This window comes from Megasphaera hexanoica, assembly GCF_043520715.1.
Lineage (GTDB): Bacteria > Bacillota > Negativicutes > Veillonellales > Megasphaeraceae > Megasphaera > Megasphaera hexanoica.
In genome coordinates this window covers 369,751-383,693 of sequence record NZ_CP171361.1, presented here as the reverse complement: position 1 = coordinate 383,693, position 13,943 = coordinate 369,751, and the positions used below count along the sequence as shown (strand labels likewise).

Sequence of the window (13,943 nt, the reverse complement as noted above, 5' to 3'; positions counted from 1 at the left end):
AGCCGCAACAAAACAGCCTTGAGTGGTCATTTTGTTGCGGCTTCCTTTTTTCTGCCCTTATTCGATGCAGGCCTTACTGAAAATAGCCGGGAAAAGATTGTTTAATCATTTCCTTTTCTTCATTATACCGGTTCAGATGTGTCCGGGCCAGTTCATAGGCCTTATCCTCATCGCGGGCTTCTATGGCATCGATGAGCTGCATATGATCGGCCAGGACCTGGGAGGCAGGCATGCACTGGAAACTCAGGACAATCGCCCGGTCGAAATGCGGTGCCGCCGCTTCGACGATTTCACTCCAGTAGGGCTTTCCGCACAGCGTATAGAGGAGTCCATGAAATTTCTTATCCAATTCAAAAATTTTGCGCACCTGCTTGCGGCCAATGTAATATTTCCAGACAATGACGTTTTCCCGCAGCCGGTCCAGATCATCTGCCGTCAGTTTCCGGCAGGCTTCCCGGGCGATTTCCGCTTCCAGGACGGCCCGCAGCTGGCGCACTTCTTCCACCCGGTCTTCGTCAATGTATGAGACAAAGGTGCCTCGCTTGGGCATGACGTCGATGAGATGATTCTTGTGCAGGTCCAGAATGGCCTCCCTGATAGGCGTGCGGCTTACCTGAAACAAATCGCAATATTCCTTCTCGATAATCCGTTCACCCGGTTTGATTTCTACATTGACAATATTATAAAGCAAACAGCGCCGTACATACTGCCGCGACGACTCATCTTCTTTTTTTGCCAGAATTTCCATACCCATCACCTGTTTCAGCCTGGTTCATGACGCCAGAAGCCGCTTTTTATATAAAATAATCGGGGTAGAGCTGCATCAATTTACGGATACCCGTTTCCTGATTGGCCATATGCTGGCGGACCAGCCGGGCCGCCTTATCGCCCTCATGCGATTCTATCGCTTTCAGCATATCTTCATGGACAGAAAGGGGAATTTCTTTCGGTTCCAGAAAGGCATTGAGCACGCGGGCACGGGAATAATCGAGGCTGGCCCGCATCAGGGTCTGCCAGATATGAGGCCGGCCGCAGCCAGAAAAAACCGTTTCATGGAAGGCATTGTCCGCTTCAAAAAAAGCCCGTTTATCACCGGCATCTGCCGCTTTCTGCTGGCGCTCCAGGATTTCATACAGCTGCCGGAGGCAAGATTCAGGGAGGCCCTGACAGGCTTCTGCCATGACAGCTTCTTCCATGACAACGCGCATAAACCGGGCTTCCCGTATCATCTGGGTATGCAGCCTGGCCACAAACGTACCGCGCTGGGGAAAAATATCCAGCAGGTGATCCTGCCCGAGATGGATGAAAGCTTCCCGTACAGGCGTACGGCTCGTCTTCAGAAGGTCTGCCACTTCCTGTTCAGACATGGCCGATCCCGGCGGCAGATGGAGTGACATAATATTATCATATAACATGCGGTATACGTAAGAACGCACCGTCTCCCGCTGGAGAGGTGGCGTAATTTCCAAATCAATCATCGTTATCACCTGATTCATGTAGAATAGCGGACGGATCTCTCATCATTTGAAAAAATCAGGATGGGCCGCCCGCAGTGCCGCCAGGTCTATGATGATACGGTCGATGTGTTCATTGATGTCCCGTTCCGCCTGGTCCGTTTCATGCTGCCGTATATGAGTCACGAGCGACTGGTGCTTGGCATAGACAATATCCATTTCTTCTGTATTCAGTACGGAAAGCGCGCGGGACCGCAGATAATCCAGATTAGCCTGCATCAGTGTCTGCCAGACGTGGGGCTTGCCGCAGCCGGCAAAAATGATGCCGTGCATTTCATTATCAAGGGTCATGAAGCGGGCACTGTCGCCAGCATCCATGGCTTCTTTCTGATCGTTCAGAGATTGGTCGAGCTGTTTCAGGTACATGTCCGGCAGCTCCTGACAGGCCAGCCGTATGACGGCCCGTTCGAGAGTCAGGCGCATAAAACGGTTTTCTTCGATGAGTGCCGTGTCGATTTTAGAAACAAAGGTCCCCCGCTGGGGCAGGATTTCCACGAGCCCATCCTGGGATAAATGGATAAATGCTTCCCGTACAGGCGTCCGGCTGATATCCAGGTAGGAAGATACTTCCTGTTCGGAAACAGCCGTTCCCGGCGTCAGGCGGACTGCCATGATATTATGGTATAACAGCCGGTATACATAGGCCCTGACATTTTCCCGTGGTTCCATAGGTGTAATGGTAAGTTCAATCATACTGTAACCTCGCGCAGCAAAAGATAGCTTGCCTTCTTTATAATATCGATATTCTTATAATGATATTATAGCATACCGTCAATACATAAGCCAGTTCTAATATACGTCCGCAACAGGTAAAAAAGGACTGCCAGACAAATTGTTTTTCTGCAGATGAGTTTAACCGTCACGACAGACATTTCCTTTTCCCATATCTGATATGGCAAAATTTAAGAAAATGCCTGCCGCATGATAGCAGAATTCTTCATGCGACAGGCTTATGAGTCATTCCTTATTCAACTTCAGCAATGATGGTAACCGGTGCGCTATCCACGTCCAGTGCCCGGATAGGTGCTACGATGATACTCTTTACGGTTTTTCCTTCGAGAGGCGACAGCATCATATCTTCAATGACGGTCACGAATTTATCCGTATAATAACCCAGCAGCCAGTGATGGGCTTCCGTCGCATAGTCATTGCATACCGATCCAAGGGACAGGGAATCGAGGCCGATAGTGCAGAGATTGGGGAAATTTTCTACGAGATATTTGCACAGGCCGGGATGAGCACTCGGATTTTCGTATTTGTATCCCTGGGGATTCAGTTCCTTCTGTTTTTCAAAGCCCGTACGGAACAAGAGCAGTTTCGCTTTGGCAATCTGATCCTTGTAGGGCATGACATCTTCCGCCGTAATGACTTCCTTAAACGTTTTTGGGATGTCGAGGATAAGGATTTCATCGCCCTTGAAGCAGAAGTAATCCATCGGCAGTTCTGTGATTTTAGGCCCCTTGGCATTGAAATGACGCGGTGCGTCATAGTGGGTGCCGTAATGATTGGGAATCGTCATGACCGATGTATTGCAGTAACTACCATCAATACCGATGATATCATGGCGGCCGGAAGTATATACGGGGGCATCCGGCCAGGCAATCTGTCCTTCTGCAATGGGATAAGAAAGATATACGTACATAGAGACTCACTCCTTTTCTATAACAGGTAACTCACTTATTTCTTTTCTACAAAAGCGACGGCACGGATAGGAGAGCCGGAACCATCTTTAATCTTGAGAGGCAGCGTGGCAAACAGTACTTCATCGGGAAGAGTTCCCAGATTATACAGATTTTCAATAATCAGGATGCCTTTGGGGAGAAGTGTCTTATGGGTTGGGTCCGTTCCGCCGAATACATCGAGAGCCAGGGCATCACAGCCGACGATTTTCACTTTCTTTTCTGCCAGATACTGGGCACCATCTTCAGCCAGGCCCGGCCAGTCAGACAGGAATTCATCATAATCCGGTTTCAGGGCATACCGTTTGTCCCATCCGAAATGGAGCAGTACGACGTCTCCTTCCTGGATTTCTACATGGTCTTTTTCCCAGGCGATGATATCATCCTTATGGAACAATCCCAATGCACCGACCTGAGTCGCTTCGATTTTGACAGCATGACCGAAGAACTGTTTGAGCGGCACTTCATCGACGGGAGTTGCACCAGTTATGAAATGGCGCGGTGCATCGAGATGAGTACCACAATGTTCGCCCATCGTAACGGCATAATGAGTGGCCGGATCTCCCATTTCTGTCGATTCTACAATATTGTGATAGAAATGCTGATGTGTCGGCCAGACCGGCATGCCTTCTTCCATGGTCAGCGTCAGATCGACAACATCCATTCCTTCTAATACAGCAGCTAATTCTTTCGTGTTCATGTGAAAACATCTCCCTTTCTTACGTTCACGTACTTATCTATAGTGAAGACAGCCTTATGCTTCTGCCTGTTCTCCATCTTTATGTACCGTTTCCTTGATGATAGTCAGCGGGATATAGGACAGAGCCAGCATGATAGCCAGTACGACGTAGTGGGCCGTAAACCCATAGGTTTCAATAATCCAGCCTGCCGTCGGGGCAGCGAAGAACCCGGAAAGACCGAGGGCAATACCAATCATCAGACCCATAGAGGAGCCGGCCGATTTGGGCAGGGAATCGATGAGCAGGGCATACATGACCGGGAATGGCGAATTACGGAAGAGGCCCCAGAAAATGAGGATCATCCAGGCTGACATTTCCGTATTGATGAACATGCAGGCCAGGGTCGCAACAATCCAGCCGGCAGTGATGATGCGCAGGGCAAACTTACGGCCCGTAGAATCCGATACCGTACCCCAGCCAATCTGGCCAATCCAGCCAGTCAGGCCGGAAGCACCTGAAACGACAGCAGCAGCCGCCAGAGAGATGCCGGCAACCGTCGTCAGCTGCAGGGTCATAAATGTGGTGATAGCCGCTTCAGACCAGAGGAAAATAAAGATCGTGATGATAGCCATGACACAGTTGCGGTTCTGGAGGCAGACGCCGACGTTTTTGACCATTTCTTTAAGAGACGGTTTCTTGCCTTCGGCTTCGACTTCATCGAGCGGTTTGGTCATCTGATGGTCTTCAATCCATTTATAAACTTTTTTCTGATTCTTTTCCGTACCAAAAATCAGCTGCAGGATGATGATGGGGATAGCCAGGAGAGGAACAAAGGTAAAGGCGTCATGCCAGGTACCGACGGCCAGGATAAAACTGATGACGACAGGTCCCAGGAACTGACCGAAGGGGAAGCCCGTGTGATGGACGCCGATGGCGAAACCACGATGTTCTTTCGGCCACCATTCACCGATAATCGCTACGTTTACCGGTTCAGCACCACCAGTCCCCATGCCGAGGACAGCCAGTGCCGCACGCATGGCATTGACGGTCGTACACATAGCAGTCAGAATGCCTCCGATAGCCGCGACGACCATGCAGCAGATCCAGGTCCAGCCCCGTTTATAGCCGGAACCGACAGAGTCAGAAAGGATGCCAAAGAACGTAGCACCGATGAAGGCGCCGATGAACATAGCCGAATTCAGGAAGCCGACTTCAGTAGCACTCCAATGAAATTCTTCCATAATAGCCGGCAGAACGGTCGGCAGAATGATACGGGATACGGACGTAGCCAGAATGGCCAGGGTCGTAACCAGCAAAAGGATCCATGATATAGGATGGGCCTTAGGCATTTTCATACAAATACACTCCCTTTTCTTTTTTCCTTCATGATACATAATAAAATAACAGTAAGCTTCATTTTCCGTTCATCAAAGACGTACGGTTCTTCCTCCTTTCCTCATTACCTGAACGATGCCGGGACACATTGCGATTCATCGTTCGTATATACATATATTCTTTTATATCCGCACCCCATTGATGTACTAACATTCTAGCACTTGTATGATGAATAATCAACAAATACAACACATTTTTGCATATATATTTCTCATCGCTTTATCTATAACATTGCCTCTTTGTAATATAACTTCTTTTTATAAATAAAAAATAAATGGTAACTGCCACAAAAAGACAAGGCCAGTCCCTGTGTCGCGTGTAACGTTAAAAAAAAGATGGAGTCATCACATTACGCAAAAAACGTAATGTGATGACTCCATCTCATATCGGGCATAATTAATCAAAGGTAAGGATGATTTTCAGCACTTTATCAGGATGTTCGTCGTTAAAGGCAAAGGCTTCGCCAGCTTTTGCAAAGGGGAAGGTATGGGTAATGATTTCTTTTGGCTGTACTTTCCCATCTTTGAACCAGCCGATGACTTCGGGGAAGCGGTGGTTATTGAGCCGCGTGCCGATGATTTCCAGTTCCCGTCCCATGATGTCTACCTGGCGGATAGGAAGTTCCTGTGTCGTAAAGCCGAGGACGACGATGCGGCCGGCCTGGCTGGGCAGGTCGCGGATACACGTAGCCAGGATTTTCGTATTAGCCGTTGCTTCATAAATGAGGTTGAACCCTTCGCCATTCGTGAATTCCTTCATGGCATCGACTATATCCGTCGTCTTTCCATTGACGACCATATCGGCACCCATTTCTTTCGCTTTTTCCAGACGGCTTTCGACGATGTCGAGGATGGCGACTCTGGCCCCCTTCATCTTGGCAACCTGGAGAATGATCAGGCCGATCGGGCCGGCACCGCAGATGAGTACCGTGTCATCCCCGGTGAGGCGGCCGCGATGAGCGACCTGGGCCCCGATGGAGTACGGTTCTACTGTTGCCGCAATTTCCCAGGGAATATTGTCAGGCAGCTTATAGGCCTGGCGGTAGTCGGCAGCGACGTATTCCTGGAAACCGCCATCGCGATGGACACCCATGACCTGAAGGCTGGAGCAGACATTATGCCGGTCGTGCTGACAGGCATAGCAATGACCGCAGGAAACGACAGGATCGACGGCCACCCGGTCGCCGACAGCGATATGTTCCGTCTGGCTTCCCACTTTGACGACTTCACCGACAAATTCATGGCCGACGACGCGGGGATAGGTTGCAAAGGCATTTTTCCCATGGAAGATATGGACATCAGAGCCACAGATACCGGCAGCTTTCACTTTTACCAATACCTGGGTTTCCGTAATTTCCGGTATATCCCGTTCGACAACGGCAATACTGCCCGGTTTTTCAACTACAACTGCTTTCATGACATTTCCTCCTTCGTATGAGCACATATATATGACAGGACTCAGCCTACATATTTCTTCAGGACGGCACGGACAGCGCCAGGACCGGCAATGAGTTCTTTGAAATAGCCTTCGATGACTGGTTCAAGGCCCACTTCTGAAAGGTCCATACCGCCAAAAATATCGCGGTTGGACAGGATGGGATGCAGCGCCCCTGAGGCCGTTTCCGGATGACCGAAACAGACGCCGGCAAGGGTCTTCTGCAAATCTTCCAAAAGAGGATCCGGGCTGGGCGTAAACGCATTTCCCTTATCGTCTATACCGAGAAGGTAGCGGCACCAGCCGGCAATGGCCAGAGGGATATATTTCAGGTCTTTGGCCTTATCGCCATAGGCTTTGATAGTAATACCATAGCGGACGCCTACTTTCTGCGACGTGTCCGTAGCAATGCGCTGAGGCGTATCGGGGACATTGGGGTTGGGCAGCCGTTCTTCCAGCAGTTCATCGATGAATGCCTTCGGATTGAGGACGCCGGGATTAACGACGACGGGCAGCCCTTCATCATAACCGATTTTTTCAATGAGCCCTTTGAGCTGGGGATCGCCGATTTCATCGGAAATCTTCACATAACCCAGAAGGCAGCCGTACACGGCCAGGGCCGTATGGAGCGGATTGAGGCAGGTTCCTACTTTCATGCGTTCGCACTGGTTGACCGTTTCCCGGTCTGTAAAGATGACGCCGGCTTTTTCCAGGGGCGGACGACCGTTGGGGAAGGTGTCCTCAATGACCAGATATTCCTGCGGAGCTGCGTTGACAAAGAGGGCATAGGTGCTGCGGCCGGCTTTGATATATTCCGTATCAGCAAAGCCGCATTCTTTGAGATACGACTGTACTTTCGGCGACGGGCCCGGTACGATTTTATCGATCATGCTGTAGGGAAAAGCCGTTTTTTCTTCAATGTATGCCGTAAAACCTGCATCGGTATATCCCTTTTCTTCCCACGCTCTGGCAAAAGTCAGGAATGCCTGGCGGATCCGTTCACCGTTGTGAGAGCAGTTATCCATGCTGACAAAGGCAATGGGGCTGACACCTGCTTTATACCGGGCATAGGTAAGGGCCGTCAGACTACCCATGGCACTCTGCGGGTGGGCCGGGCCTTCCTGCAGATCAGACGCTACATCGTCATAGTAGTTGCCATCATAGTCCTTAAGATTATACCCTTTTTCCGTAATGGTAAAGCTGACCATCTGCAGCGACGGAGCCGTAAAAATATCGAGCAGGCGCTGCCAGTCGGCCGGTCGGCTTTCTTTGACGGCTGCCGATTCACAGACGCTGCCGATGACTTCTTTGCCGAACTGCCCATCTGCTTCCATGGTCACGTTGACATGGAGATTGTCATAAGGCCGGAACACATCGTCGACGACGGCCGCATTATGAGTCGTGGCGGCAATGATGCCTGTATGGGCCAGGCCCTGGTCGAGAAGGCGCTGCTGGAGGACAGCGATATACGCGCGGAACAGGTTGCCACTGCCGATATGGAGCCATTGCGGCGCTTTTTTTGTTTCCTCTATGACAGCTTTGTCATTAAACGAATAGAGAGTAAATCCTTTTTCTTCCCAAAGAGAACGATTTTCAGCAATTTCCTGCCGGTTCAGATGCAACATACACAATCCCTCCACGTAATAAATTTCATAGGTAAATCCTTAAAACTGCCCGCACAGGCGGTTGATGGCATCCCAGAGGCCACATATATAATTCGCACCGAGCGCGCGGTCATAGAGGCCGTAACCAGGCCGTCCTTCTTCACCCCAGATCATACGGCCATGGTCGGGACGGATAGGCCCATCAAAGTGGATATCATAAAGCGCTTTGGCAATTTCAAACATATCGAGAGAGCCAATGGCCGATTTGTGGGCAACTTCGTTGAATACCCACGGTTCATGCACCTGGACGTTGCGCAGATGGACGAACTGGACGCGGTGCTGACGGCCGAATTTGCGGATAATATGGGGGATGTCATTCTGGCGGTTCGAACCGAGAGAACCAGTGCAGATAGTAAAACCATTGCTTTCACTATCTACCATAGCCGCGATTTTGTCAAGGTCTGCTTCATTTTTGACGATGCGGGGCAGTCCAAAAACGGAAATAGGCGGATCATCGGGATGAATGCCCATCTTGATGCCACATTCTTCGGCTACGGGCACGACGGCTTTCAGGAAATAGGCCAGATTCTTGCGCAGGCCATCTTCATCCATGCCTTCATACTGTTCAAAAAGATGCGATAATTCCTGGAGCCGTTCCGGTTCCCAGCCAGGCAGGACAAAGCCATTGCTGTTATCCAGGATTTCCCGGGCCATATCCTGGGGCGTCTTGCCAGCGACGAGATGATAGTCATAAGCCAGGCAGGTCGAACCGTCATAGAGAGGTTTGGCCAGGTCCGTCCGTGTCCAGTCAAAAATCGGCATGAAATTGTAGCAGACGACTTCAATCCCTGCTTTGGCTGCATTTTTCAGCGACTGGATGTAATTTTCAATATACTTGTCACGGCTGGGCAGGCCCAGTTTGATATCTTCATGGACATTGATGCTTTCCAGGTCTTTGAATACGAGATTGTGTTTTGCCGCTTCTTCTTTGATATGAAGCAGCGGTTCGACAGGCCATACGTCGCCGACGGGGATATCAAATAACGCCCCGACGATGCCGTCCATCCCGGGAATCTGGTCAATCTGCTGCAGTGTAATATTATCATCTTTTTCGCCATACCAGCGAAATGTCATTCTCATATGAATAGCCTCCTCAAAAACTACAGAAACAGTATATACTGTTTATTATTTCTTGTCTTTGTTAAATACTACCATACCAGAAAGGCTGTGACAATAGAAAAGAAAGAAAAAAACAGACGGATGCTATTTCTGCATCCGTCTGCCTAAACGTATCTCTTTAGAGAATAATATTCTTCTGATTCCCGGCCAAGTACGCATCGATATTATCAAAGACGATGACGGCCCGTTTGGCCATGGATTCTGCCGTTGCAAAGGCGACGTGCGGCGTGACAATAGTGTTCTTGGAGTGGAGCAGCGGGTGATTCGTATCCAGTGGTGGTTCCTTTTCAAAGACGTCGATGCCGGCGCCGGCGATTTTACCGCTGTTCAGTGCATCTGCCAGATCCTGGGATACGACGACAGGGCCACGGGCTTCATTGATGAGGAATGCCGTCGGTTTCATGTAAGAGAGAGTTTCTTTATTGATCAGGCCCTTCGATTGGTCTGTAACCGGACAATGGAGGCTGACGATATCGGCCTGTTCCATCATTTCTTTCATGGGCAGGTAGGTAATCAGGTCCGTATCGGCTTTATGGGAAAATCCGTTATAGGCGATAACTTTGGCACCAAAAGCATGGACCAGTTCGGCGACGCGATGACCGATATGACCAGTACCGACAAGAGCGACTGTCTTACCTTCCAATTCATTGCCGACGAGACCGGCTTTCGTACCGCCAGCACGGCAGGCTGCATCGACCTGAGGTACGCAGCGGAGCAGATCGAGCATCATGGCAATGGTCAATTCGGCTACGGCAACAGTCGAATAGCCGGATGCATTGCTGACCTTAATGCCCTTGGCTTTGGCAGCATCGAGAGCAACATGATCGACACCCGTAAAGGCCACGTCAATATATTTCAATTTCGGACAGGCGTTGATGACTTCTGCCTTCAAAGGCATATTGGCGATGATGAGGATATCGGCATCCTTTGCTTCTTCGATCTGGACGGCCGGGTCATCATTGCGTTCATACGCGGCGAATTCATAGCCTTTTTCTTTCAGAGGTTTTACATACGAATCAAGTAATTCCTGACTGATACCTAACGATTCCAATAAGACAATCTTCATCATAAAAATCCCCTTTCATCATAGGCAATATCTGATTTTATTATAAGCATGCGTCGGGCAATTTGTAAGCTATCTATGGAAAATCAGTATAGATGTACTACCTATATGCTAAAAATATATACTATACTTCGTCTAAAGCCGCTTGTACTTTTGCACACAAAGTCAATAATAGTTTTCGTTCCTCTGGAGACAGTCCTTGCAACGCCTGTCTCCGGTGCGCTATCACAAAGGGTTCCGCCTGGACGAACAAATCCCTGCCTGCGTCTGTCAATTCGATATACTTACCCCGTCCCTTTTCCCGGGGGTGCCGGCATATCAGTCCTTTCTTTCCCAAGCGGCTCAACGTGCGCGTAATCGCTGCCGCTTCCACCTTAAAATAGCGGATTAAATCGGCCTGGGCAATACCTCCGTTCAAGTGGACAAGGTTCAGGACCATCCATTCCGAACTATGCAGCCCCAGAGGAGCTACACAGCCATTTAAGGTCCGGGAAAAAATCCGGGTCGTGCAGAATAATTGCCGTACCAGTTCGTCATCTTGCCGGTCTCGTACATCCATCATGATACCTCTCAATCTTTATGGATATCGGCAACAGGTCTTTTCACCGCTTTGGGACTGGCTATGCAATCATTACCATAATGGTAATGGCAGAACATGAACAAGACGGAAAAGCAGATCATGAGAGCCGTTACGCTCCAGTACATGTTGCGATAGCCCACCATCCCGGCAACGACACCCAGGACGAGGATGCCTGTACTGGTACCAATATCCAGCATATTATAAAAAGTCGCACTGGCGGAACTGCGCCGTTCCGGGCGGACCATATTCAAAATCCACGTCAGCAGGGCCGGAAGCAGCAGGCCGGCACCTAAGCCATAAAAGACAGATGCAGCCAATAAGACCGTCAGCGAGTGAGCTGCCATGATGAGCAATAAGCCAATCAAATATGAGACAGATCCCGGCACGATGACGGCGAAGGCTCCCTTGGAGTCGAGGAGGCGACCGCCAAAAGGACGGGAAATAAAGACAAACAGCGTCCCCACAATGAAGAACAGGCCAGCATTTCCAATATGTGCTTCAGCAGCCATCATAGCAATATACGTATTGACACTGCCATAGGCGGCTCCAAATAAAATCGTCAAAACAGAAGGAAGGCCCGTACCCGTTTCACAAATGCAATCACGTAACGATGTCTTTTCTATCACTTCTACACGACGTATCTTCCTGCCTGCATGGCAGAACCCAGCAGTCAGAACAGCCAGAAAAGAAACGGCAGCAGACGAAAAAAACAGTGCCGACGGGCCGATTTCGCTGAGTAAAAATAAACCGACCGCCGGTGCCAGTGCCATCATGACCGTACTTCCCAATCCAAAATAGCCAATTCCTTCGCCGCGGCGGCTGGCCGGGATGATATCGGCGACGATAGCAGCAGCAAAAGTCGTGCTCATGCCAAAGCCGAATCCGTGAAGGATGCGTGCCGCAACGATGGCGTGGATACTGCTAAACATATAATACGACACCGTCGCTAAAATAGAAAGAGCCAGCCCCAGGTAAAGACATTTCTTTTTTCCTAAATGGTGGACGCCCGCATCGGTAAACAAGCGTATGCAGATGGCCGAATAGCCAAAGATGCCACCAATGAGACCGATTTCCCCACCCGTCGCCCCTAAACTGGCTGCATACAGAGTAATCGTCGGCAAGAGAAAATGAAAACCAGCAAATAAAAAGCCGTTGGCCAGAACCAAGGCAACAAAATCACGAGTCCATAATGTTTCTTTCATCAATTCAACCTCTCCTCTATATTGACTAGTCAATTTAATCAGCATTGTATATCATAGCGCTTTTTAATTGACTAGTCAATATATTTATTCTAAAGCTTTTAATACAACCGATGGGTATCGTACCAATTAATTACTCTTCGTTTCACCACTATAGTATTTTCAATTTGAGGTGCGTCGCATCGAGCAGTTCTTCCATAGACGAAGCTCCAACGGCTTCGGCTGCCTTGACGACGATGAGGGCACAGGCCCGGGCATCATCCAGCGCCTGATGATGGTGGAAGGTATATCCCAGGAAGTTCGCTACCGTATCCAGCTTGTGGTTGGGCAGATCCGGCCAGACGCGGCGTGAAATTTCGACGGTGCAGGCATAGGAGGCCTGTGGCTTTTCCAGGTGATACGTTTTGAGAAGACTGCGCAGAACCCGCGTATCAAAGACGGCGTAGTGTGCGACCAGGATGCGTCCTTCCAGATGAAGCCGCACGGACGGCCAAAGCCGGTCAAACTGAGGTTTGTGTGCCACCTGGTCGGGAGTAATGCCGTGGATGCGAACATTATCAGGGGAAAATACCATAAAGGGCGGACGAATGAGCGTGTATCCTTCGCGGACGCACTGTCCGTCATGCATGGTAACCGCCGCCAGCGAGCAGGCACTATTGGCATATTTATTGGCTGTTTCAAAATCAATTGCCGTAAAGTATAACATAATGTACATACCTTTCTACAGAAGAAGCAGCCGCATAACGCGGCATCACGTTCAACATACCACACCTGACGGTTAAAAGCAACCTATCCTCCTATGGACAAACGGAGTATTTCAGTATAAAGTAGAGGAAGTATGAAAAGCGCAGGGCGGACATCATCTCTATACCGGACCTGCCAAAAGGAGTCATTATGCCACGTTCTGCCCAATGCCATTTCCAAAACGGCACTCTTTCTTTTTCTTATGAACTGACCCGGAAAGCTGTCAAAAACATCAATCTCCGCATCCGCCGCGATGGATCCATCCATGTATCGGCCCCTTCATTTGTCTCCAAAGACCGGATTGATGCCTTTCTGCTCCGGGAAACACCGTTCATCGTAAAAACGCTTTCCCAGATAGAAAAAAAGCCGGTATTCAGACTGAATACCGGCGATGTCCTGTATATTCATGGCCGTCCGCTGACACTCCGCGTCGTCCCCGGCCCTGCTGGAAAGGTATATGAAAAAGGAGACATCCTGTACATGGAAACGTCTCATGGCGATGAAGAGAGCCAACGGGCCCATCTCTATCACCAATACCTGCGCCAGCAGGCAGGTACTTTATTTGCTGCCAGTATATCCCGTATCTATCCCCGGCTCCAGCCATACGGAGTTCCCCTTCCCACGGTCACCCTGCGGCGGATGCGCTCCCGCTGGGGTTCCTGTACGCCAGCCAGAAAGCGGATCAGTCTTAACACCTATCTGGCGGTCATGCCCGATGGCTGTATCGACCAGGTCGTCCTTCATGAATTATGCCACTTCCTGGAATGCAATCATTCATCCCGTTTTTATGGCTGGATGAACCGCTTCATGCCCGACTGGAAAGTCTGGCGGCAGGAACTGGTACGATACGCTCCGTACTGCAACATCTGAAT

General features: G+C 49.8%; 14 protein-coding genes. 1 reads left to right on the top strand and 13 read right to left on the bottom strand.

The annotated features are described in order from the left end of the window. Positions 1–73: 73 nt before the first annotated feature. The 13 genes from ACGTIC_RS01815 to ACGTIC_RS01755 all read right to left on the bottom strand — a co-directional run bounded on the left by ACGTIC_RS01815 (position 74) and on the right by ACGTIC_RS01755 (position 13,033). A complete protein-coding gene (locus tag ACGTIC_RS01815; protein ID WP_201784365.1) occupies positions 74–754 on the bottom strand; it encodes a GntR family transcriptional regulator in 681 nt (226 codons plus the stop codon). Between the two features lie 40 nt (positions 755–794). Then, positions 795–1,478: a GntR family transcriptional regulator gene (locus ACGTIC_RS01810; protein ID WP_059076272.1), complete on the bottom strand. Its 684-nt coding sequence runs from the start codon at positions 1,476–1,478 to the stop codon at positions 795–797. 42 nt (positions 1,479–1,520) lie between these two features. After that, a complete protein-coding gene (locus ACGTIC_RS01805; protein ID WP_113855221.1) occupies positions 1,521–2,207 on the bottom strand; it encodes a GntR family transcriptional regulator in 687 nt (228 codons plus the stop codon). Positions 2,208–2,478: 271 nt separating this feature from the next. Continuing rightward, on the bottom strand, positions 2,479–3,156 hold the full coding sequence (locus ACGTIC_RS01800; RefSeq protein WP_059076270.1) for a cyclase family protein: 678 nt from the start codon (positions 3,154–3,156) through the stop codon (positions 2,479–2,481). Positions 3,157–3,191: 35 nt separating this feature from the next. After that, positions 3,192–3,893 carry a cyclase family protein gene (locus ACGTIC_RS01795; protein WP_059076269.1) on the bottom strand — a complete coding sequence of 234 codons (702 nt, stop codon included), beginning with the start codon at positions 3,891–3,893 and terminating at the stop codon, positions 3,192–3,194. 54 nt (positions 3,894–3,947) lie between these two features. After that, positions 3,948–5,228 (bottom strand): MFS transporter, encoded by a 1,281-nt coding sequence (locus ACGTIC_RS01790; RefSeq protein WP_059076268.1) that lies wholly within the window; start codon positions 5,226–5,228, stop codon positions 3,948–3,950. A 436-nt stretch (positions 5,229–5,664) separates the two neighbouring features. Continuing rightward, positions 5,665–6,684, bottom strand: a complete 1,020-nt coding sequence (locus ACGTIC_RS01785) for a zinc-binding alcohol dehydrogenase family protein (RefSeq protein WP_059076267.1) — start codon at positions 6,682–6,684, stop codon at positions 5,665–5,667. A gap of 41 nt (positions 6,685–6,725) precedes the next feature. Continuing rightward, on the bottom strand, positions 6,726–8,327 hold the full coding sequence (locus ACGTIC_RS01780) for a mannitol dehydrogenase family protein (RefSeq protein WP_113855220.1): 1,602 nt from the start codon (positions 8,325–8,327) through the stop codon (positions 6,726–6,728). A 39-nt stretch (positions 8,328–8,366) separates the two neighbouring features. Beyond that, on the bottom strand, positions 8,367–9,446 hold the full coding sequence (gene uxuA, locus ACGTIC_RS01775) for a mannonate dehydratase (RefSeq protein ID WP_059076265.1): 1,080 nt from the start codon (positions 9,444–9,446) through the stop codon (positions 8,367–8,369). A gap of 157 nt (positions 9,447–9,603) precedes the next feature. Then, positions 9,604–10,551, bottom strand: coding sequence for a 2-hydroxyacid dehydrogenase (locus ACGTIC_RS01770; RefSeq protein WP_113855219.1), 948 nt, complete (start codon positions 10,549–10,551; stop codon positions 9,604–9,606). Between the two features lie 121 nt (positions 10,552–10,672). Continuing rightward, positions 10,673–11,110 carry a MarR family winged helix-turn-helix transcriptional regulator gene (locus ACGTIC_RS01765; protein ID WP_236699650.1) on the bottom strand — a complete coding sequence of 146 codons (438 nt, stop codon included), beginning with the start codon at positions 11,108–11,110 and terminating at the stop codon, positions 10,673–10,675. Between the two features lie 8 nt (positions 11,111–11,118). Beyond that, positions 11,119–12,330: an MFS transporter gene (locus ACGTIC_RS01760; RefSeq protein WP_113855218.1), complete on the bottom strand. Its 1,212-nt coding sequence runs from the start codon at positions 12,328–12,330 to the stop codon at positions 11,119–11,121. A 148-nt stretch (positions 12,331–12,478) separates the two neighbouring features. Continuing rightward, complete coding sequence (locus tag ACGTIC_RS01755; protein ID WP_113855217.1) at positions 12,479–13,033, bottom strand: 3'-5' exonuclease; 555 nt, start codon at positions 13,031–13,033, stop codon at positions 12,479–12,481. A gap of 188 nt (positions 13,034–13,221) precedes the next feature. Between ACGTIC_RS01755 and ACGTIC_RS01750 the strand changes: the two genes are divergently transcribed. Continuing rightward, positions 13,222–13,941 carry a M48 family metallopeptidase gene (locus tag ACGTIC_RS01750; protein ID WP_113855216.1) on the top strand — a complete coding sequence of 240 codons (720 nt, stop codon included), beginning with the start codon at positions 13,222–13,224 and terminating at the stop codon, positions 13,939–13,941. Positions 13,942–13,943 lie beyond the last annotated feature (2 nt).